The sequence below is a fragment of the Pedobacter sp. ASV12 genome (assembly GCF_016429155.1).
Taxonomy (GTDB): Bacteria; Bacteroidota; Bacteroidia; order Sphingobacteriales; family Sphingobacteriaceae; genus Pedobacter.
Genome location: NZ_JAELUC010000079.1, coordinates 1 through 18918 on the forward strand (window position 1 = coordinate 1; position 18918 = coordinate 18918).

Consider the following 18918-nt stretch of genomic DNA (forward strand, 5'->3'; position numbering starts at 1 on the left):
CCCCCCCCCCCCCCCCCCCCCCCCCCCCCCCCCCCCCCCCCCCCCCCCCCCCCCCCCCCCCCCCCCCCCCCCCCCCCCCCCCCCCCCACCCCCCCCCCCCCCCCCCCCCCCCCCCCCCCCCCCCCCCCCCCCCCCCCCCCCCCCCCAAAACAAAATTTTTTTGTCGTGGTTCGTCGGCAGCGTCAGATGTGTATAAGAGACAGAGGTATTGCTTTTCGAGCAGGCCCAAAGAAATCTTGATTTGTCCCGCAGAAGTCCTGATCAAGCATTCGTTATCTTGAATAGAATTAGATAGATACCTACCAATTTTCTTATTAACTTCCGCAAATCTAAATACCAATTCGTGAAATATAAATACAGGGTAATTCATGGTATAAAGCTACGGAGCACTTCTTAAAAGGGCAAATTATGATATTGTTAACAATGCTTAACATTAATTTAATATCCGCTTAACATTATCGAAACCCTGGGGCCGATAAATTTCAAACCGCATCTTACTAATGGTTGCTTTATTGCTATATTGGCTACCGGATAACCCTAAAAAACAAATGAAAAAATTCTTGATTATCGCCTTTTTAAGCTTGGCTGGTCCAACTTGTTTTGCTCAAGGCACAAGCACCACAACACCCTACAAAACAGAACTGCAGAAATTATTGACGCTTTCCGGCTCCGAAGCCAGCTTTAAGGTAGCCATCGACCAGATGATTGGCACACTCAAGCAACAGCAATCTGATATCCCAGCTGAGTTTTGGACCGAAATGGAAACCGAACTGAAAAAGACTTCGATGACCGAACTTTTAGACCTCTTACTGCCTGTTTACCAAAAGCACCTCAGCATTGACGATTTGAAGCAAATTACAGCTTTCTACGAATCGCCGGCAGGCAAAAAATTCGCAGAAAAAACACCGCTCATCCTCAATGGCTCGATGGAAGCCGGCAAAGAATGGGGCATGAAAATTGGACAGCGCGTAGTGGATAAAATCAAAGAAAAGTACAACTGATTTAATTGATGGAAGTATTTTTAAGAAAGCTAAGCTATTTTAATCTTGCCCTGTGCCTGGCTTATTTGGCATTGGCCAAACTCAAAGGCGATTGGCTTGGCTTTTTGTTGCTTTTGTTTCCGCTTGTTTTTAACTGGCGCGTCTTGCAGAACCTCAAAATCAGGCAGTTCAAATTGGGTTTTTGGCACGATTTAACAGCCATCCTAACCTCGGTTTATGCCGTTTTTTCAATAGTTGGTATCCTGCAAACCTTTGTGGCCCTCGGGCAACAAAAAACCATGTGGATGCTCCTAACTGGCGAAATTGTGCTTTCGCTAACCTTGCTTGTCCACTTGGCACTTGCCTTAAAGCTCGACAAACCCCATAGGCCGGCCAAAAATTAATCATTTCCCTTTTGCAGATTTCTTTCTTAAATTGAAGTCCTAAAACAGCTATACCATGAGCGACAAAAAAGCACTATTCATTGAAAAAATCAAAGCCTCTTATGCCCCAAGCGGTGCATCCATTTACCTGGGCGCCGGAATTTTAGACGGCGAAGTACTGGCCGAAGCCGAAGTTAACCTGCCCTTGCGGATGATGAACCGCCACGGTCTGATTGCCGGTGCAACCGGAACGGGAAAAACCAGGACCTTGCAACTGCTGGCCGAGCAGCTTTCTGATGCAGGTGTGCCTGTTTTTATGCTCGATGTAAAAGGCGATTTATCAGGATTATACCAAGCCGGAACCAGCAACCCGAAAATAGAAGAAAGGGCACAACAGCTCAACAAAGCCTTTACGCCAAGCGGATTTCCGATAGAGCTTTACTCGCTAAGCGGCAAATTGGGCGCACAAATGCGGGCCACGGTAAGCGAATTTGGTCCAGTGCTGCTCTCCAAGATACTCGAACTCAACGAAACGCAAACGGGCGTGCTCTCGGTTATTTTTAAATATGCCGACGACAACAAAATGCCTGTGGTTGACCTGAACGACCTGAAGAAATTATTGGGCTATTTGGCCGAAGGCCCGGGCGCAACCGAAATCAAAAGCAGCTACGGCTCTATTTCTACGGCTACCTCGAGTACCATTTTAAGAAAGATAGTTGCCATAGAGCAACAAGGTTTGGGCGGGATGTTCGGCGAAACCTCTTACGATATCGAAGATCTTTTTAGCAGGGTCGACGGCAAGGGCGTCATCAGCCTGCTCAACATTTCCGATGTGCAAAACCAGCCGGTACTCTATTCTACTTTCCTGCTCAGCTTATTGGCCGAAATCTATCAGGCCATGCCCGAAGCAGGCGATTTGGATAAGCCTAAACTGGTTTTCTTTTTCGACGAGGCGCATTTGCTGTTTAACGACGCACCGAAAGCATTTTTAGACCAGGTCAATACCATCATCAGGCTCATCCGTTCTAAGGGAATTGGCGTATTCTTTTGTACGCAATCGCCCATGGATGTCCCAGAAAGCGTATTGGCACAGCTGGGCAATCGGGTACAGCATGCACTCAGGGCCTTTACGCCAAACGATGTGGATGCGTTGAAGAAAACCGTAAACACCTATCCCAAATCAGATTTTTACGAAATAGACAAAGTTTTAACCTCTCTAGGAACTGGTCAGGCCCTGATTACCGTACTGAACGAAAAAGGAATCCCAACAGAAGTGGCAGCAACCATGCTTACCCCGCCACGGGCCGTTATGGGTCCGATGGCAGCCATCGATTGCGAAAAACTGATGCAGGCCAGCCCCTTGTTTACCAAATACCAGCAAAGCGTCGACCCGATAAGTGCTTTCGAAATGCTGACCGATCGCATCAACCTCAAACTGGCCGAAGAAAACGAAGCCAAGGCGACGGCCGAGGAACAAAAAAGGCAGGAAGAAGCCAGCAAGCCTAAGCCCGGCGAAAAAAGCATTGTTGAACAGGTAATGGGCGCTACCATTACGCGCCAAATCGGGAAGGAAATTGTACGTGGCCTTTTTGGCATGCTTACAGGCAAAAAACCAAGATCAAGAAGTGGTGGTATTTTTGGCTTATAAAACTTACCTTTGGGGCTCATCTACTTACCTAAATTTTATTATTGATTTTTAATGAAACCAACCTTACTTATACTGGCTGCCGGAATGGCTAGCCGCTACGGAAGCATGAAACAAATTGATGGTTTTGGACCAAATGGCGAAACCATTATCGATTATTCAATTTATGATGCCATTAAAGCCGGATTTGGCAAAGTGGTGTTTATCATCAAAGAAGAATTCTTGGACAATTTTAAGGCTATTTTCGAACCTAAGCTCCAAGGTAAAATCGAAACCGAATATGTTTTCCAGAACTTCGATTTGAAACAGTTTGGCATAGCCGAAGAAATTTACAGGGAAAAACCTTGGGGCACTGCACATGCCATGCTTTCGGGCCGCAAAGTAATCAAAGAACCTTTCTGCATTATCAATGCCGACGATTTTTATGGTTATGACGCCTTTAAGAAAATGGTTGACTTCTTGACCAACGAGGTTACCGACAGCCAATATGCCATTGTAGGCTATCAGATTGGCAAAACCCTGTCCGACTTTGGTTCGGTTTCGCGTGGCGTTTGCCAGGTAGATGATGCCGGCAATATTACCGAAATCAACGAACGCACCAAAATCTATAAAAAAGACGATGCCATCGTTTACGAAGAAGACGACAAAGAATATCCATTGGCCTTCGAAACACCAGTGTCTATGAACTTTTGGGGCTTTACGCCAGCCGTATTCAAGGTAACCGAAGAGCAGTTTGTTAAGTTTGCCGAGGCGAATAAAGACAAGCCTAAAGCCGAATTCTTTATCCCGCTAATTGGTGAATACCTGGTGAAAAACAACATTGCCAATTTCAGGAACATCCCAACAGCCAACCAATGGTTTGGGGTTACTTATAAAGAAGACAAGCCCATTGTACAAGCCAGTATCGACCAGCTGATCAAAGATGGCGCGTATCCTGCAAATTTATGGAGCTAATTCTTGATGAAGCGATTTTAAAGGCTTACGGTTTTAGCAAAAACACCGTAACGTTACAACAAATAGGTTCGGGGCTCATTAACCGAACCTATTTGCTTTTGGCGCCAAACCAGCAAAAATATATCCTCCAAAACATCAATGTCCGGGTATTTCACAATCCTTCGGCAATTGCACGCAACGTTAGCACCATAGCCAACTACCTAAAGACAAATTATCCAGGTTATTTATTTCCGGCCCCTATGCTCACCATCAACGGTAGTTTAATGGCAACCCACCACGGCGAATATTGGCGCCTGCTGCCCTTTGTAAGCGATAGCGTTGCCTTTGATACCTTAAACGAGCCCAGGCAGGCCTACGAGGCGGCCCAACAATTCGGCAAATTGAGCTTCTTGCTCAACGGTTTCGATACGGCCCAGCTAAGCCCAACCATTCCCGGTTTCCATAACCTGACCCTAAGGTATGAGCAGTTTACCTTTGCCTTAAGCCAATGTAGTGAGCCATTAAAAAAAGAAGCCGAACAAGCCATTGCCATGGCTTTGCAATACCATTTCATTTTAGCTTATTACCACTCTTACGAGCACCGCCATGATTTTCCAGACCGTGTGATCCATCACGATACCAAAATCAGTAATGTGCTGTTAAACGAAACAAGCTACGAAGGCGTTTGTGTAATCGATCTCGACACGCTGATGCCTGGAAAATTTATTTCAGACCTCGGCGACATGCTACGGTCTTATACCTGTGCCTTCTCCGAAAACGAAACTAATTTGGAGCTCATCAAAATCCGTCTGCCTTATTTTAAAGCAACCATACAGGGCTATCTTTCGGCCATGGGAACTATCCTTACCCCTACCGAAAAGGAACTGATTTTATTTTCGGGAAAATATATGGTGTACATGCAGGCGCTCCGCTTTTTAACCGACTACCTCAACGGCAGCATTTATTATCCGGTAGCTTATCCCAATCAAAATTTGGATAGGGCCCAAAACCAGTTCAAGCTTTTGAAAGAATTCTTCGCCAACGAAAAGGTATTACAGGATATCATTGAAGACTGTTTACCGTAACCCATATTTCAAGTTCTAATTAATCCTTACTCAGATGTCTCAGCTTCACAACGAAATTAAAAAAGAATTCCAGATCGAAAGGATGATTCTTTTTACCGATGCCGTATTTGCCATTGCCATTACTTTGCTCGTTATCGAAATCAAGCCTCCACATATTCCGCATGGCGCTACGCCAAGCCAAATGGCAGACCAGCTGCTTAGCCTCAGCCCCTTGTTTATCGGCTTCATTATCAGTTTCTTTGTAATCGCTATCTATTGGCGTTCGCACCACCGCCTATTTTCATTCATTAAGGATTACGATGACAAGTTAATCTGGCTCAATTTCCTTTTCCTATTCACTATTATTTTGATGCCCTTTAGCTCGGCCTATTATAGTGAGCATACCGCCTACGCGTTGCCCTATTATTTTTATTGTGCCAATGTGGCCGCAACAGGCCTTTTAAACTATGCCTTATTGGCTTATATAATCAAGCATCGCGGCCGAATTTCGGAGGGTTTTGACGACGTGAGAGCCAGGCAATTGGCCCGTTGGCGCACCTTGGTTGTTCCTGGCATCTTTTTGTTGGGCGTTATGATGGACATCTGCCTGCCTAGCACCAATCAAATCAATATGCTGAGCAGATTTAGTCCTATGCTAATCTGGCCAGCCATCATGATCCTGAACAAATATTTCGGCAAAAAGAAGGAACTCGAATTCACAACGACCCGTCAAAAGCCAAAACAAAAAACCTCAAAGCATTAACATAAAAAAGGCCCCGAAAAATTTCGGGGCCTTTTTTATTGATGATTTTGTATTTCCAACTAAAGCTTATTTCTTTTCGTCGTCTTTTACTTCTTCAAAGTCAACATCGGTTACGGTATCGCCACCTTGTTGGGCATCAGCTTGTGGCGCTTCGCCTTGAGGTTGGCCTTCCTGACCTGCTTTGTACATTTCTTCAGATGCAGCGTTCCATGCATTTTGCAATTCGGTTTGTGCAGCATCGATAGCAGCAAAATTACGCGAAGCATGTGCCTCTTTCAATTTTTTCAAGCCTTCTTCAATTGGAGCTTTTTTATCGGCTGATAATTTTTCGCCAAACTCTTTCAATTGTTTCTCGGTTGAGAAGATCAAAGCATCAGCGCTGTTGATTTTATCAGCTTCTTCTTTTGCTTTGGCATCAGCTTCGGCATTAGCTTCGGCTTCTTGCTTCATTTTTTGAATTTCGGCATCAGTTAAACCTGATGAAGCTTCGATGCGGATTTTTTGCTCTTTGCCAGTGGCTTTATCTTTAGCACTTACATGCAAGATACCGTTGGCATCGATATCAAAAGCAACTTCTACCTGAGGCACGCCACGTGGTGCTGGCGGAATTCCATCCAAGATGAAACGGCCAATAGTGCGGTTTTGAGCAGCCATTGGGCGCTCGCCTTGCAAAATGTGGATCTCTACCGATGGTTGATTATCAGCGGCTGTAGAAAAGGTTTCTGATTTCTTAGAAGGAATGGTTGTATTCGCCTCAATCAATTTGGTCATTACGCCACCCATGGTTTCGATACCTAACGAAAGCGGAGTTACATCAAGCAATAATACATCTTTAACCTCACCGGTTAATACACCACCTTGAATAGCTGCACCGATGGCCACTACTTCGTCAGGGTTTACACCTTTGCTTGGCTCTTTGCCGAAGAAGGCTTTAACCGCATCCTGAATAGCAGGAATACGGGTTGAACCACCTACCAAGATAATCTCGTCGATATCGCTCACGCTCAAACCAGCATTTTTCAAAGCCGATTTACAAGGATCGATCGTACGTTTGATCAAATCGCTAGCCAATTGCTCAAATTTTGCACGGCTTAAGGTTCTAACCAAGTGTTTAGGACCGCTGGCATCGGCAGTGATGTACGGCAGGTTGATTTCGGTTGAAGTGGTGCTAGAAAGCTCGATTTTAGCTTTCTCGGCAGCTTCTTTTAAACGTTGCAAAGCCATTGGATCTTTGTGCAAGTCCATGCCGTTTTCGTTTTTGAACTCGTCGGCCAACCACTCGATAATCACGTGGTCAAAGTCGTCACCGCCCAAGTGCGTATCGCCATCGGTTGATTTTACTTCGAAAACGCCATCGCCCAATTCCAATACAGACACGTCGTGCGTACCACCTCCACAGTCAAACACCACAATTTTCATGTCTTTGTGCGCTTTGTCTAAGCCATAGGCCAAAGCAGCTGCAGTAGGCTCGTTAATGATACGTTTTACAGAAAGACCGGCAATTTCGCCAGCTTCTTTAGTAGCCTGACGTTGTGCATCGTTAAAGTAAGCCGGAACGGTAATTACAGCTTCGGTTACTTCTTGGCCCAAGAAATCTTCTGCAGTTTTTTTCATTTTTTGCAAAATCATAGCAGAAATCTCTTGTGGAGTATATTTGCGGTCGTCAATTTCTACACGTGGCGTATTGTTGTCGCCTTTAACCACTTTATAAGGCACCCTGGCAATTTCCTTTGCCACTTCAGCATAGCTGCTGCCCATAAAGCGCTTAATCGAATAAATTGTTTTGGTTGGGTTTGTTATTGCCTGACGTTTTGCAGGCTCGCCCACCTTACGCTCGCCGTTCTCTGCAAAAGCAACAATAGATGGCGTAGTACGTTTGCCCTCGCTGTTTGCTATAACTACAGGTTCGTTACCCTCCATTACAGCAACGCAAGAGTTTGTTGTTCCTAAGTCTATACCAATTATTTTTCCCATTTTATTATATATTTCTTAAAGTTTTAATGTTTTATATACCCTAATAACAAGCAATGTGCCAATTAGGTTTTGGCAGAAATAGCGCCTAAAACCCTGCTAAAATGTAAAAAAACGGCCATTCTTTTGCTGACAGCTTGGCAGGAATAGAGGTTGAGGACAGAATGATGAGGGATGAGGGATGAAGATTGAAGGCAAAAGGCAAGGTAGCCCCAGCTAGAAAACAAAATCTGTCCATCTGCGACTAACTATTCCATGGAAGGTGTCGCAAATTGCGACACCTTAATGCTAGTTAAGTGCCAAAAGTCTTTCCAAATGGTGATAGCCAATGCCAAAATAGGCTTTGGTATCTTTGATCTTTTGGAGTATTACGGCTTTGCGTTCGTTCTCTGTCTTGGTCTTTGGGCTCTCTGCTCTCTTAACACCAACTACCAGTACATTCTTAGGCGTATGTGCATCAGAAATAAATTCAAGCACTTTGGTTTTATAGCCAAAATACTCTAAAATCAATGCCCTGATACCATCGGTTACCATTTCGGCCTGTCGTTCTAAAAAAATGCCATATTGGGTTAAAAAAGAAACGTTATTCTGTACCTTGTTTCTTTCTATCTCCCGTCTGATCTGCTTATGGCAACAAGGCGCCACCACAATCAGTTCGGCATTGGCTTTTATGCCTTTAAAAATCGCATCGTCGGTAGCGGTATCGCAAGCGTGCAAGGCAATCAGCAAATTGAGCTGATCTGCGTGATAATCCTCTATGGTTCCTTGCACAAACTGGAGCTTTTCAAAGCCCGTCTGTTGGGCTATAGTGTTGCTGAGCGCCACCAGGTCCTCCCTATATTCTACGCCCACTACATTGGCCTGAAGCTGTAGTTGCGTGTGCAAGTAATCGTATAAGGCAAAGGTAAGGTAGCCTTTTCCGGCGCCCATATCCACTACGTTTTTGATGGTGCCTTTGGGCAGTTCCTTAATCAGCGAGCTTAATATCTCAATGTATTGGTTAATCTGCTTGTACTTGTCTTGCGCATTTTTGTACACCTTGCCTTCGGCATCGGTAATCTTAAGATCGTGCAAATAAGAGCCATTGGAATTAATCAGACGTTTCTTTTCTTTATTGTGCGCTTGGCTGGTCTCCAACTTTACCTCCAGCGCCTTCTCGCGGATATCAACCGTATTTTTTCGATGCTCCAAAATATACTCGTGCTGTACGGTAAAAAGCGTAGCTATTTTAAAATCGTGCTCAATTAAGGCAACGATAAGCGAAATACCTTCGGCCAGCGAATGGTTCTTAAAGATATCCCTGGTTTTATAGCGGTAGTTAAAAGAGAGCATCGGCTGTCTTTTAATGAGCACCTGCTTCACATAGATGTTCCTCAGCGCTTCTTCCTGGCCTTGGTAATTACCCAAAGAAAGTTTTACAAATTGACCCGCACCGAGGCTTTCGCTCAAAAGGGCTTCAAATCTGGATAAGGCAGGAGTGCTGGTCATAAGGCAAAATTAAGGCAAATAAATCAAATGGTTTCTTTGTCCAACAAAAAACCCTTTAGGGATTTCCTAAAGGGTTTATATTTTTGAAGCCTATTCCCTTTCAGGAGGCTCAGTGATTAAGCTTTTGGCTCTTCTTCAGTTGCTGTAGCTTCTGGAGTTGCTTCTTCTGTTGCTGGAGTTTCTTCAACAGCAGGTGCTTTTTCTTCTTTTGCTTCAGCTGCAGGAGCATCAGCTTTTTTAGCTGAAGATTTGCTTCTGCTTCTACGCGTTGTTTTCTTCTCGGCTGCGGCGGCATCTTTACCGTAAACTTCGTTGTAATCTACTAGTTCGATCAAAGCCATTTCTGCGTTATCACCTAAACGATTGTTCAATTTGATGATACGAGTGTAACCACCCGGACGGTTAGCTACTTTGGTTGCCACGTCGCGGAACAACTCGGTAACGCTGTCTTTATCCTGAAGATAAGAGAAAACGATACGGCGAGAGTGCGTAGTGTCGTTTTTAGATTTTGTGATCAGAGGCTCAACATAAACGCGCAAAGCTTTTGCTTTAGCCAAGGTAGTTGAAATTCTCTTGTGTTTAATTAACGATGAGGCCATGTTTGCCAACATCGCTTTTCTGTGCGATGTGGTTCTGCCTAAATGGTTAAATTTTTTACCGTGTCTCATTTTTTGTTTTGTAAAGTGTATACCGTCTCTTTGAACTTAATCTGAGGGAATTATACACTGTGAATATTAATTATTCTTATCTAGTGCTAGCTTTAATCTACAGTTTCACAACTGTTAACTCAAAACTGAGAACTTGCTTATTCTTCGTCTAACTTGAATTTGGCCAAGTTCATTCCAAACGACAATTGTTTAGATTTTACCAGCTCTTGGATTTCGGTTAGCGATTTTTTACCGAAGTTTCTGAACTTCAACATATCTGCTACATCATAAGACACCAAATCAGCTAAAGTGCGGATATCGGCAGCTTTCAGGCAGTTCAAGGCACGTACAGATAGATCAAGGTCAACCAATTCGGTTTTAAGGATTTTGCGCATGTGCAGGATTTCCTCGTCAACTTCTTTGGTTTCTTCTTTAGCTTGTGATTCTAATACCAGGTTCTCGTCAGAGAATAGCATGAAGTGTTGGATCAAGATTTTGGCGGCTTCTTTCAAAGCTTCTTCCGGGTGGATCGAACCATCGGTAGAGATATCCAAAATCAATTTCTCATAATCGGTTTTTTGCTCAACACGATAGTTTTCAATCGTGTATTTTACATTCTTCATTGGGGTGAAGATAGAGTCGATCGCGATCACACCCACTACGGTATCAGTGATTTTGTTCTCTTCTGCAGGAACATAGCCACGGCCTTTATTGATCGTTAGTTCTACCTCTAAGGTTACCGATTTCTCCATGTTGCAGATAACCAACTCAGGGTTCAATACCTCAAAGTTGTTAGAGAACTTGGTGATATCACCAGCCAAGAATTGCTCTTGACCATTTACAATGATGAATACTTTTTCTGAATCGCCAGACTCGCCAACTTTCTTGAAACGAACTTGTTTCAAGTTTAAGATGATCTCGGTCAAATCTTCAACCACACCTTTCATGGTCGAAAATTCGTGAGAAACGCCTGAAAAACGAATACTTGTAATGGCAAAACCTTCTAATGAAGAAAGTAGGATTCTTCTCAAGGCATTACCTATTGTTACACCGAAACCGGGCTCTAAAGGACGAAATTCAAATTGACCATCGAAATCGGTTGATTTCTGCATGATTACCTTGTCTGGTTTCTGAAATGCTAAAATTGCCATTTATAATGTTTTTAGATTTTTATTAATGTTGTGTAACGTAAAAAAGTTAAAGCCACGAGGGCTTTAACCAAATCTATTACTTAGAGTACAACTCTACAATAAGGTTTTCCTTAATGTTTTCTGGGATCTCGTCGCGGTTAGGATAAGCCAAGAACTTACCTGTCAACTCGCCGGCGTTCCAATCTAACCAGTTGAACTTGTTGATTGCCCTGCCTGCAACTGAGTTGGTGATGGCCTCTAAGGTTTTAGATTTCTCACGAACTGCTACTACGTCGCCAGCTCTTAATTGATATGATGGAATATTAACCACCTCGCCGTTTACGGTGATGTGCTTGTGGCTAACCAATTGGCGTGCACCTGAACGGGTTGGCGCAATGCCTAATCTGTATACGGTATTGTCCAAGCGTGCCTCTAGCAATTGCAATAAGTTATCACCGGTAATACCTTGACGTGACGATGCTTTAGTGAACAAGTTGCGGAATTGTTTTTCCAATACACCATAAGTGTATTTCACTTTTTGCTTCTCCATTAACTGGATGGCGTACTCAGATTGTTTTCCTCTTCTTTTTGAAGCGCCGTGTTGGCCTGGAGGATAATTTTTTCTGTCTAATACTTTGTCAGGACCGAAAATTGGCTCTCTGAACTTACGGGCGATTTTGGACTTTGGTCCGGTATATCTTGCCATTTGTTTGTGATTTTAAAGTATCATGCAACCTGTAGCTGCAGACTCTTAGCTTTAAAAATTAATTGATTAAACTCTTCTTTTCTTAGGTGGGCGACAGCCGTTGTGCGGAAGCGGGGTGATGTCTTTGATAGACATTACTTCCAAACCAGCTACTTGCAAAGTTCTGATGGCAGACTCACGGCCTGAACCTGGACCTTTTACAAATACCTCAACTTTACGCAAGCCTAAATCAAATGCTACTTTGCCACAGTCTGAAGCCGCTTGACCTGCTGCATATGGAGTGTTCTTTTTAGAACCTTTGAAGCCCATTTTACCTGCAGACGACCAAGAAATGGTTTGACCGTTGTTGTTGGTTAGGGTAACAATGATGTTGTTGAACGTAGCATTGATGTGGGCCTGACCAACAGGCTCGATCACAACGATACGTTTTTTGGTAACTTTTTTACTTTTAGCCATTTTTTCTTTTAGATTTTAGATGGGAGACTTGAGATCAAGCACTTGCCTATCTCGGCACTCGGCATCCTATTTTTTATCTTTTTATTCCAGACTTGAGCTGATTTCGGAAATGTCTCGCATCTCCAATCTCATCTCCCATCTATCAATTACTATTTAGTAGCTTTTTTCTTGTTAGCAACTGTTTTTCTCTTTCCTTTACGGGTACGAGAGTTGTTTTTGGTACGTTGGCCACGAACAGGCAAGCCTTTTCTGTGACGAAGACCACGGTAGCAACCGATATCCATTAAACGTTTGATGTTCAACTGAACTTCCGAACGCAATGCACCTTCTACCTTGATGGTGTCGTTGATGATGGTACGGATAGCCGACAATTCGTCGTCTGACCAGTCCTGTACTTTTTTGCTAAGATCGATTCCTGCCTGGGTCAAAATGCTTTGAGCAGTTGATCTACCTATTCCGTAGATGTAGGTTAGACCGATTTCGCCTCTTTTGTTTCTTGGTAAATCAATACCTGATATCCTTGCCATATTTATAAATTGTTTTTAATGAACGACCGAACGGCGGGCCACCGTTGTGCGGACTTCGTTCCAGTATTTTTAATTACCCCTGACGTTGCTTGAACTTAGGGTTTTTCTTGTTAATTACGTAAAGCTTGCCTTTGCGACGAATCACTTTGCAATCAGCGCTACGTTTTTTGATTGAAGATCTAACTTTCATTTTATTTGTATCTATAAGTAATTCTGCCTTTCGTTAAGTCGTAAGGCGACATCTCTAATTTAACTTTGTCTCCAGGCAAAATTTTGATGTAGTGCATCCTCATTTTTCCTGAAATATGGGCGATAATCTCATGTCCGTTCTCGAGTTCAACCCTGAACATCGCATTCGATAATGCTTCCCTTATTACTCCGTCTTGTTCAATTGAGGCTTGTTTAGCCATATAATATTGATTTTTACTTAATTAGCTGTTGTTAAACAGGGTTGCAAAATTAAATAAAAATTTTGAATTTTTTATTTTTTTTCTTTTAAAACTTCTTCAATCAACGAAAAGGTTGATAAAACATCCGCTTTCCCCTTTTTAACAGCAACCGTATGTTCAAAATGCGCGGAAGGTTTATTGTCTTTCGTGGTTACGGTCCAACCATCGGCCCAGAACTTAACTCCGGCAGCGCCAGCGTTGATCATCGGTTCGATGGCAATTACCATTCCCTCTTCCAGCTTAATGCCGCTTCCTCGCTTACCATAGTTAGGCACTTCAGGCTTCTCGTGCAGCTGTACGCCAACACCATGCCCCACAAGTTCCCTAACTACCCCAAAGCCATTGGTCTCGGCGTGGTTTTGTACGGCAAAGGCTATATCGCCGATGCGCATACCCACAACCGCTTTTTCGATGGCCAGGTTGAGGCACTCTTGAGTTACCTTGGTTAGTTTTTGTTTTTCCGCATCTACTTCTCCAATAGAAAAAGTATAAGCAGAATCTCCAAAGAAATTATTTTTGATTACACCGCAATCAACAGAGATCAGGTCTCCTTCCTGAATTACGTACTCGCCCGGAAAACCGTGTACCACCTGTTCATTGGGCGAAATGCACAAAGAGTTGGGAAAACCGCCATAGTTCAAAAAGGCAGGGATTGCTCCATGGTCTTTAATAAACTCATAAGCCAGCTTGTCTAGGGCCAGTGTTGTCATACCCGGCCCAATAACTTTGGCCACTTCGGCCAAAGTTTTGGAAACCAGTAAAGAACTTTCTCTTATTAATTCGATCTCCTCCGGAGATTTGTAGAAAATTTTTGACATGTTTTTAATTTTGAATGAGGGAGCTGTTGAAAGATCGAATAGTTATTCGGATACTCAATCCTTCTATCATCCATTCATTCTTATAATGCACTGCTACCAGCAGCCGGAATACCGGTACGGCCAGTAACCCTGCCTGTTTTCATTAAACCATCGTAGTGGCGCATCAACAGATAACTTTCAATTTGTTGCAAAGTATCCAATACTACACCTACCAAGATCAATAATGAAGTACCTCCAAAGAAATGGGCGAATTCTTGTTGAATACCCACTCTTACGGCAAACGACGGCAGGATGGCGATGATAGCCAAGAACAACGATCCTGGGAAAGTGATCTTAGAGATGACATCGTCAATGAAACTTGAGGTTGCCAAACCCGGCTTGATGCCCGGAATGAAACCGCCGTTCTTTTTCATGTCGTCAGACATTTGGGTTGGGTTAACCGTAATGGCCGTATAAAAGAAAGTGAAGGCAATGATTAAAAACGCAAATGTTAAGCTATACGTTAGCGAGGTAATATCGGTATACGAATGTAACCAGCTATCGGTTAGCTTAGGGAAAATTCCGATCAATGCGTTCGGGATGAACATCAATGCCTGGGCAAAGATAATCGGCATTACACCGGCTGCATTAACCTTTAAAGGAATGTATTGCCTTACGCCTCCTACTTGTCTGTTGCCAACAATTCTTTTGGCATATTGTACAGGCACTTTACGTACCCCTTGAACAATAAGGATGGTAAACATTACCACTGCAAATAAAGCTACGATTTCCAATACCAGCCTGATTGCACCACCATCGCTACCGGCAAAGGCCGAGCTGATTTCTTGTTGCATAGCCACTGGCAAACGGGCAATGATACCCACCATGATGATCAATGATGTACCATTTCCTATACCTTTATCTGTTATCTTTTCACCAAGCCACATCACAAACAAGGTACCAGCGGTCAAAACAAAGCCCGAAAGTACATAGAAAGTAAAGTGGTCGATCATGATGGCATTGGTAGGCACCTGTGTTTTCACATAGCCTACAGCCTGCACAGCAGTGATTGCTACGGTTAGGTAGCGGGTGATTTGCGTTAATTTTTTTCTGCCGCTCTCTCCTTCTTTTTGCATTTTTTGGAAAGAAGGTACTGCAATGCCCAACAACTGAACTACGATAGACGCAGAGATATAAGGCATAACGCCCAATGCCACAATTGATACCTTAGAAAAGGCACCACCGGCAAACATATCCAACAAGCCTAGAAGACCAGTTTTTTGGGTATTGGCTAACTGAGTTGGATCTACACCCGGTAGAACAACTTGACAAACGAACCTGTAAATTACAAGAATCATGAGCGTAAAAAGAATACGCTCCTTCAATTCCTGTATTTTCCAAATATTACTTAAAGTAGTAAATAGCTTCTTCATTAATAATTACAATTTTACGATTGAGCCTCCAGCAGCTTCGATGGCTTTTTGTGCACTTGCAGAAAAAGCATGAGCTGTAACTTCTAATTTCGCTTTAACTTCGCCACGACCTAAGATTTTTACCAAGTCGTTTTTAGAAGCCAAACCATGCTGTTGCAAAGCAGCGAAATCGATGCTCGACAAGTTGTGTTTCTCTGCCAAGCCTTGTAGCACGTCTAAGTTTACGCCTACATATTCTGTACGGTTGATCGGTTTGAAACCTACTTTAGGTACACGGCGTTGCAAAGGCATTTGACCACCTTCGAAACCAACTTTGCTTGAGTATCCAGAACGTGAACCAGCACCTTTGTGACCACGGGTTGAAGTACCACCACGGCCTGAGCCTTGTCCACGACCAATTCTTTTGCTGCTTTTTACAGAACCTTTTGCAGGTTTTAGATTACTTAAGTTCATTTTTAAAACTTGTTGTGTTGCCCTTCGCTTTCACTAATCAGGGTCAACGATAAATAAATAGAAAATCTGCTTAGAGCATTTGAAGGCCTCCAAGCAGATTTCTTAACAATTAAATAGTCTCTATAGCTACTAAGTGATTAACTTTTCTTACCATCCCAATAATGGCAGCGTTAGCTTCAACCTCTACGCTTTGGTTCATTTTTGTTAAACCTAAGGCTTTCATGGTTCTTTTTTGGCTTTCGCTTCTATCGATAATGCTTTTTACTTGGGTTATTTTAATTTTAGCCATGATATTATCCGTTAAAAACTTTGTTTAAATCCACACCACGGTGCTGAGCTACGGTATACGCATCACGCATTTTGGTTAGGGCATCAACAGTTGCCTTTACCACGTTGTGTGGGTTTGATGAACCTTTTGACTTAGCCAATACGTTGTGGATACCGGCACTCTCTAATACGGCACGCATGGCACCACCGGCAATTACACCGGTACCTACTGCTGCAGGCTTGATCAAAACGAAACCGCCAGAAAACTTGCCGATTTGCTCATGAGGCACGGTACCGTTCAAAACCGGAACTTTAACCAAGTTCTTTTTGGCATCGTCTACACCTTTTGCAATGGCTTCTGTAACCTCTTTCGCTTTGCCTAAACCATAACCAACAACGCCTTGTTCATCTCCTACAACCACGATGGCTGAGAAGCTGAAGGTACGGCCGCCTTTGGTTACTTTGGCAACACGTTGTATGCTAACTAAACGATCTTTCAATTCGATTTCGCTAGTCTTTACTCTTTTTATATTGATAGTTGACATCTTACCTTTTTTTCAGATTAAAATACTAAACCAGCTTCGCGGGCACCATCTGCCAACGACTTCACACGACCATGGTACAAATAACCATTCCTGTCGAAAACAACCTCTTTTACTCCAGCTGCAATTGCTTTCTCGGCAATAAGCTTGCCCACAGCGATTGATTGGTCAGATTTTGTTCCTTTACCAGTAAAATCTTTAGATAAAGATGATGCTGAAACTATTGTATTACCAGTTTCATCGTTAATGATTTGAGCATAAATACCTTTATTGCTTCTATAAACTGATAAACGTGGACGGCTCTCAGAACCAGTAAGTCTTTTTCTGATGCCTTTTTTGATACGCTCTCTACGCGATATTTTCTTTGCCATTTTAATTATTTTTTAGAAGCTGATTTACCTGCTTTTCTTCTTAACTCTTCGCCAACAAACTTGATACCTTTACCTTTGTAAGGCTCTGGTGCACGTAACGAGCGGATCTTTGCCGCAACCTGGCCAATCAATTGTTTGTCGATGCTCTCTAAAATGATTTTAGGAGTTTGACCTTTTTCTGATGTGGTGGTTACTTTGATCTCTTGTGGCAATTGGAATACATAGTGGTGAGAATAACCTAGCACCAAGTCCAAAGTATTACCTTGGTTAGTGGCACGGTAACCCACACCTACTAGTTCTTGCTCTAATTTATAACCTTCTGTTACGCCGATAACCATGTTGTTGATCAATGAACGATACAAGCCGTGCAAGGCTTTGTGTCTTTTTTGATCTGATGGACGGTTTACGGTTAACACGCCGTCTTCTTGGCTAACGGTAATATCTTGATCTAAGGCTTGGCTTAGTTCACCTTTAGGACCTTTAACAGTAACTACGTTATCGTTAGATACAGTAATAGTTACTCCAGCAGGCACATTAATTGGGTTTTTTCCTATTCTTGACATTCTGCTATCTCCTATTAATAAACGTGACACAATACCTCACCGCCAATGTTCAATTTGGCTGCTTCTTTATCGGTCATTACACCTTTAGAAGTAGATAAGATTGCGATACCTAAACCATTTAATACTCTTGGCATGTTTTCAACACCTGCATATTGTCTCAAACCTGGCTTGCTGATACGGGTTAAGGTACGGATAGCCGAAATTTTAGTAATTGCATTGTACTTCAAAGCGATTTTGATGATGCCTTGAGCAGTGGTGTCTTCAAACTTGTAGTTTGCGATGTAACCTTTGTCGAAAAGTACTTTTGTAATTTCCTTTTTAAGGTTTGATGCAGGGATCTCTACAATTCTGTGATTTGCCTTGATGGCATTTCTTACCCTTGTAAGATAATCTGCAATTGGATCTGTATTCATTATTGTTGATTTGTGATAGTGGTTTCCCTTGGCCACCCGGCCTTCGGACCTGCTATCGGTTAATATTCAGTTCTGTTATACGTAATAAGTTATAAGTCGTAAGTATGTACCTACAACTTATAACTCACTACTTAAAACTCTTATTACCAGCTGGCTTTTCTTACGCCAGGAATTTTTCCTGCCAAAGCCATATCGCGGAACAACACCCTTGAAATGCCAAAGGTACGCATGTATCCACGAGGACGACCAGTTAATTTGCAACGGTTGTGCAAACGTACTGCCGACGAATTTTTAGGTAATTTGTCTAACGCCTCATAGTCGCCTGCCGCTTTTAAAGCCGCACGCTTCTCTGCATATTTAGCAACCAATCTTTGGCGCTTCAGTTCGCGAGCTTTTACACCTTCTTTTGCCATTATTGCTCTGTTTTTTGATTTTTAAACGGTAATCCAAATTGTTTTAAAAGTTCCAATGCCTCAACATCGTTGGTAGCAGACGTTACAAAAGTAATGTCCATACCCAAAATCCTGTTGATTTTATCGATATTGATCTCAGGGAAGATGATCTGCTCGGTAATACCCAATGTGTAGTTACCTTTTCCATCAAATCCTTTGTCATTGATACCTTTGAAATCGCGGATACGCGGCAAAGCTACGGAAATTAATCGATCTAAGAACTCATACATGTTATTATCACGTAAAGTTACTCTTACACCAACTGGCATGCCCTTACGCAACTTAAAGTTAGAGATGTCTTTCTTAGACCTGTCTCTTATACACATCTGACGCTGCCGACGAACCACGACATGTGTGGGTGGGGGGGGGGGGGGGGGGGGTGGGGGGGGGGGGGGGGGGGGGGGGGGGGGGGGGGGGGGGGGGGGGGGGGGGGGGGGGGGGGGGGGGGGGGGGGGGGGGGGGGGGGGGGGGGGGGGGGGGGGGGG

General features: G+C 43.3%; 26 protein-coding genes. 7 read left to right on the forward strand and 19 right to left on the reverse strand.

The annotated features are described in order from the left end of the window. From JHD69_RS21055 to JHD69_RS15810, 7 genes are all read left to right on the forward strand, one after another. Window positions 1-240 (forward strand): hypothetical protein (locus tag JHD69_RS21055; RefSeq protein WP_233165967.1); only part of this gene is annotated, 240 nt, incomplete at its 5' end. A gap of 308 nt (window positions 241-548) precedes the next feature. Further along, window positions 549-1001, forward strand: coding sequence for a DUF2059 domain-containing protein (locus JHD69_RS15785; RefSeq protein ID WP_199141315.1), 453 nt, complete (start codon window positions 549-551; stop codon window positions 999-1001). Window positions 1002-1009: 8 nt separating this feature from the next. Beyond that, window positions 1010-1384, forward strand: a complete 375-nt coding sequence (locus JHD69_RS15790; protein WP_199141316.1) for a hypothetical protein — start codon at window positions 1010-1012, stop codon at window positions 1382-1384. A gap of 55 nt (window positions 1385-1439) precedes the next feature. Then, window positions 1440-3011 (forward strand): helicase HerA-like domain-containing protein, encoded by a 1572-nt coding sequence (locus JHD69_RS15795; protein ID WP_199141317.1) that lies wholly within the window; start codon window positions 1440-1442, stop codon window positions 3009-3011. 51 nt (window positions 3012-3062) lie between these two features. Further along, the gene (locus JHD69_RS15800; RefSeq protein ID WP_199141318.1) at window positions 3063-3962 is read left to right on the forward strand and encodes a nucleotidyltransferase family protein; all 900 of its coding nucleotides are present in this window, start codon (window positions 3063-3065) and stop codon (window positions 3960-3962) included. Further along, window positions 3953-5026 carry a phosphotransferase enzyme family protein gene (locus tag JHD69_RS15805; RefSeq protein WP_199141319.1) on the forward strand — a complete coding sequence of 358 codons (1074 nt, stop codon included), beginning with the start codon at window positions 3953-3955 and terminating at the stop codon, window positions 5024-5026. Before JHD69_RS15800 ends, JHD69_RS15805 begins: the two co-directional genes overlap by 10 nt. Window positions 5027-5060: 34 nt before the next feature. After that, window positions 5061-5768, forward strand: coding sequence for a TMEM175 family protein (locus JHD69_RS15810; RefSeq protein ID WP_199141320.1), 708 nt, complete (start codon window positions 5061-5063; stop codon window positions 5766-5768). A gap of 66 nt (window positions 5769-5834) precedes the next feature. On the opposite strand, the gene dnaK is transcribed toward JHD69_RS15810, so the two are convergent. From dnaK to rplE, 19 genes are all read right to left on the reverse strand, one after another. Further along, window positions 5835-7742: a molecular chaperone DnaK gene (gene dnaK / locus JHD69_RS15815; protein ID WP_199141321.1), complete on the reverse strand. Its 1908-nt coding sequence runs from the start codon at window positions 7740-7742 to the stop codon at window positions 5835-5837. Window positions 7743-8027: 285 nt separating this feature from the next. Then, window positions 8028-9227 (reverse strand): class I SAM-dependent methyltransferase, encoded by a 1200-nt coding sequence (locus tag JHD69_RS15820; RefSeq protein WP_199141322.1) that lies wholly within the window; start codon window positions 9225-9227, stop codon window positions 8028-8030. A gap of 116 nt (window positions 9228-9343) precedes the next feature. Then, entirely contained in the window at window positions 9344-9895 is a 552-nt protein-coding gene (rplQ, locus tag JHD69_RS15825; protein ID WP_199141323.1) for a 50S ribosomal protein L17, read from the reverse strand. 137 nt (window positions 9896-10032) lie between these two features. Then, entirely contained in the window at window positions 10033-11025 is a 993-nt protein-coding gene (locus JHD69_RS15830) for a DNA-directed RNA polymerase subunit alpha (protein ID WP_199141324.1), read from the reverse strand. A 76-nt stretch (window positions 11026-11101) separates the two neighbouring features. Further along, entirely contained in the window at window positions 11102-11710 is a 609-nt protein-coding gene (rpsD, locus tag JHD69_RS15835; protein ID WP_199141325.1) for a 30S ribosomal protein S4, read from the reverse strand. Window positions 11711-11776: 66 nt separating this feature from the next. Continuing rightward, entirely contained in the window at window positions 11777-12166 is a 390-nt protein-coding gene (gene rpsK / locus JHD69_RS15840) for a 30S ribosomal protein S11 (RefSeq protein ID WP_199141326.1), read from the reverse strand. A 149-nt stretch (window positions 12167-12315) separates the two neighbouring features. Continuing rightward, window positions 12316-12693, reverse strand: a complete 378-nt coding sequence (gene rpsM, locus JHD69_RS15845; protein ID WP_199141327.1) for a 30S ribosomal protein S13 — start codon at window positions 12691-12693, stop codon at window positions 12316-12318. 73 nt (window positions 12694-12766) lie between these two features. Then, on the reverse strand, window positions 12767-12883 hold the full coding sequence (gene ykgO / locus JHD69_RS15850; protein WP_008244551.1) for a type B 50S ribosomal protein L36: 117 nt from the start codon (window positions 12881-12883) through the stop codon (window positions 12767-12769). Between the two features lies 1 nt (window position 12884). Beyond that, window positions 12885-13103 carry a translation initiation factor IF-1 gene (gene infA / locus JHD69_RS15855; RefSeq protein WP_010599888.1) on the reverse strand — a complete coding sequence of 73 codons (219 nt, stop codon included), beginning with the start codon at window positions 13101-13103 and terminating at the stop codon, window positions 12885-12887. Between the two features lie 71 nt (window positions 13104-13174). Next, the gene (map, locus tag JHD69_RS15860) at window positions 13175-13960 is read right to left on the reverse strand and encodes a type I methionyl aminopeptidase (RefSeq protein ID WP_199141328.1); all 786 of its coding nucleotides are present in this window, start codon (window positions 13958-13960) and stop codon (window positions 13175-13177) included. Window positions 13961-14040: 80 nt separating this feature from the next. After that, complete coding sequence (secY, locus tag JHD69_RS15865) at window positions 14041-15372, reverse strand: preprotein translocase subunit SecY (protein WP_199141329.1); 1332 nt, start codon at window positions 15370-15372, stop codon at window positions 14041-14043. Between the two features lie 6 nt (window positions 15373-15378). Then, window positions 15379-15825 carry a 50S ribosomal protein L15 gene (gene rplO / locus JHD69_RS15870; RefSeq protein ID WP_199141330.1) on the reverse strand — a complete coding sequence of 149 codons (447 nt, stop codon included), beginning with the start codon at window positions 15823-15825 and terminating at the stop codon, window positions 15379-15381. Window positions 15826-15934: 109 nt separating this feature from the next. Then, window positions 15935-16114, reverse strand: coding sequence for a 50S ribosomal protein L30 (rpmD, locus tag JHD69_RS15875; RefSeq protein ID WP_199141331.1), 180 nt, complete (start codon window positions 16112-16114; stop codon window positions 15935-15937). Between the two features lie 4 nt (window positions 16115-16118). Then, entirely contained in the window at window positions 16119-16637 is a 519-nt protein-coding gene (gene rpsE / locus JHD69_RS15880; protein WP_199141332.1) for a 30S ribosomal protein S5, read from the reverse strand. A 17-nt stretch (window positions 16638-16654) separates the two neighbouring features. Continuing rightward, window positions 16655-17005: a 50S ribosomal protein L18 gene (gene rplR, locus JHD69_RS15885; RefSeq protein WP_199141333.1), complete on the reverse strand. Its 351-nt coding sequence runs from the start codon at window positions 17003-17005 to the stop codon at window positions 16655-16657. Between the two features lie 5 nt (window positions 17006-17010). Further along, a complete protein-coding gene (gene rplF / locus JHD69_RS15890) occupies window positions 17011-17568 on the reverse strand; it encodes a 50S ribosomal protein L6 (protein ID WP_199141334.1) in 558 nt (185 codons plus the stop codon). Window positions 17569-17582: 14 nt separating this feature from the next. Then, window positions 17583-17981, reverse strand: a complete 399-nt coding sequence (gene rpsH / locus JHD69_RS15895; RefSeq protein ID WP_199141335.1) for a 30S ribosomal protein S8 — start codon at window positions 17979-17981, stop codon at window positions 17583-17585. A 143-nt stretch (window positions 17982-18124) separates the two neighbouring features. Continuing rightward, complete coding sequence (rpsN, locus tag JHD69_RS15900; protein WP_199141336.1) at window positions 18125-18394, reverse strand: 30S ribosomal protein S14; 270 nt, start codon at window positions 18392-18394, stop codon at window positions 18125-18127. Next, the coding region (rplE, locus tag JHD69_RS15905; protein ID WP_233165968.1) for a 50S ribosomal protein L5 at window positions 18394-18918 on the reverse strand (525 nt) is incomplete at its 5' end. The genes rpsN and rplE, both read right to left, overlap by 1 nt.

Coding starts and splice junctions, on each gene's coding strand:
- ykgO (WP_008244551.1), bottom strand. CDS start 12,883: ATGAAAGTTAGATCTTCAATCAAAAAACGTAGCGCTGATTGCAAAGTG.
- rplQ (WP_199141323.1), bottom strand. CDS start 9,895: ATGAGACACGGTAAAAAATTTAACCATTTAGGCAGAACCACATCGCAC.
- rplO (WP_199141330.1), bottom strand. CDS start 15,825: ATGAACTTAAGTAATCTAAAACCTGCAAAAGGTTCTGTAAAAAGCAGC.
- dnaK (WP_199141321.1), bottom strand. CDS start 7,742: ATGGGAAAAATAATTGGTATAGACTTAGGAACAACAAACTCTTGCGTT.
- JHD69_RS15820 (WP_199141322.1), bottom strand. CDS start 9,227: ATGACCAGCACTCCTGCCTTATCCAGATTTGAAGCCCTTTTGAGCGAA.
- rpsN (WP_199141336.1), bottom strand. CDS start 18,394: ATGGCAAAAGAAGGTGTAAAAGCTCGCGAACTGAAGCGCCAAAGATTG.
- secY (WP_199141329.1), bottom strand. CDS start 15,372: ATGAAGAAGCTATTTACTACTTTAAGTAATATTTGGAAAATACAGGAA.
- rplR (WP_199141333.1), bottom strand. CDS start 17,005: ATGGCAAAGAAAATATCGCGTAGAGAGCGTATCAAAAAAGGCATCAGA.
- rpmD (WP_199141331.1), bottom strand. CDS start 16,114: ATGGCTAAAATTAAAATAACCCAAGTAAAAAGCATTATCGATAGAAGC.
- rpsE (WP_199141332.1), bottom strand. CDS start 16,637: ATGTCAACTATCAATATAAAAAGAGTAAAGACTAGCGAAATCGAATTG.
- JHD69_RS15795 (WP_199141317.1), top strand. CDS start 1,440: ATGAGCGACAAAAAAGCACTATTCATTGAAAAAATCAAAGCCTCTTAT.
- infA (WP_010599888.1), bottom strand. CDS start 13,103: ATGGCTAAACAAGCCTCAATTGAACAAGACGGAGTAATAAGGGAAGCA.
- JHD69_RS15830 (WP_199141324.1), bottom strand. CDS start 11,025: ATGGCAATTTTAGCATTTCAGAAACCAGACAAGGTAATCATGCAGAAA.
- rpsD (WP_199141325.1), bottom strand. CDS start 11,710: ATGGCAAGATATACCGGACCAAAGTCCAAAATCGCCCGTAAGTTCAGA.
- JHD69_RS15785 (WP_199141315.1), top strand. CDS start 549: ATGAAAAAATTCTTGATTATCGCCTTTTTAAGCTTGGCTGGTCCAACT.
- JHD69_RS15800 (WP_199141318.1), top strand. CDS start 3,063: ATGAAACCAACCTTACTTATACTGGCTGCCGGAATGGCTAGCCGCTAC.
- JHD69_RS15810 (WP_199141320.1), top strand. CDS start 5,061: ATGTCTCAGCTTCACAACGAAATTAAAAAAGAATTCCAGATCGAAAGG.
- rpsK (WP_199141326.1), bottom strand. CDS start 12,166: ATGGCTAAAAGTAAAAAAGTTACCAAAAAACGTATCGTTGTGATCGAG.
- rplF (WP_199141334.1), bottom strand. CDS start 17,568: ATGTCAAGAATAGGAAAAAACCCAATTAATGTGCCTGCTGGAGTAACT.
- JHD69_RS15790 (WP_199141316.1), top strand. CDS start 1,010: ATGGAAGTATTTTTAAGAAAGCTAAGCTATTTTAATCTTGCCCTGTGC.
- rpsM (WP_199141327.1), bottom strand. CDS start 12,693: ATGGCAAGGATATCAGGTATTGATTTACCAAGAAACAAAAGAGGCGAA.
- map (WP_199141328.1), bottom strand. CDS start 13,960: ATGTCAAAAATTTTCTACAAATCTCCGGAGGAGATCGAATTAATAAGA.
- JHD69_RS15805 (WP_199141319.1), top strand. CDS start 3,953: ATGGAGCTAATTCTTGATGAAGCGATTTTAAAGGCTTACGGTTTTAGC.
- rpsH (WP_199141335.1), bottom strand. CDS start 17,981: ATGAATACAGATCCAATTGCAGATTATCTTACAAGGGTAAGAAATGCC.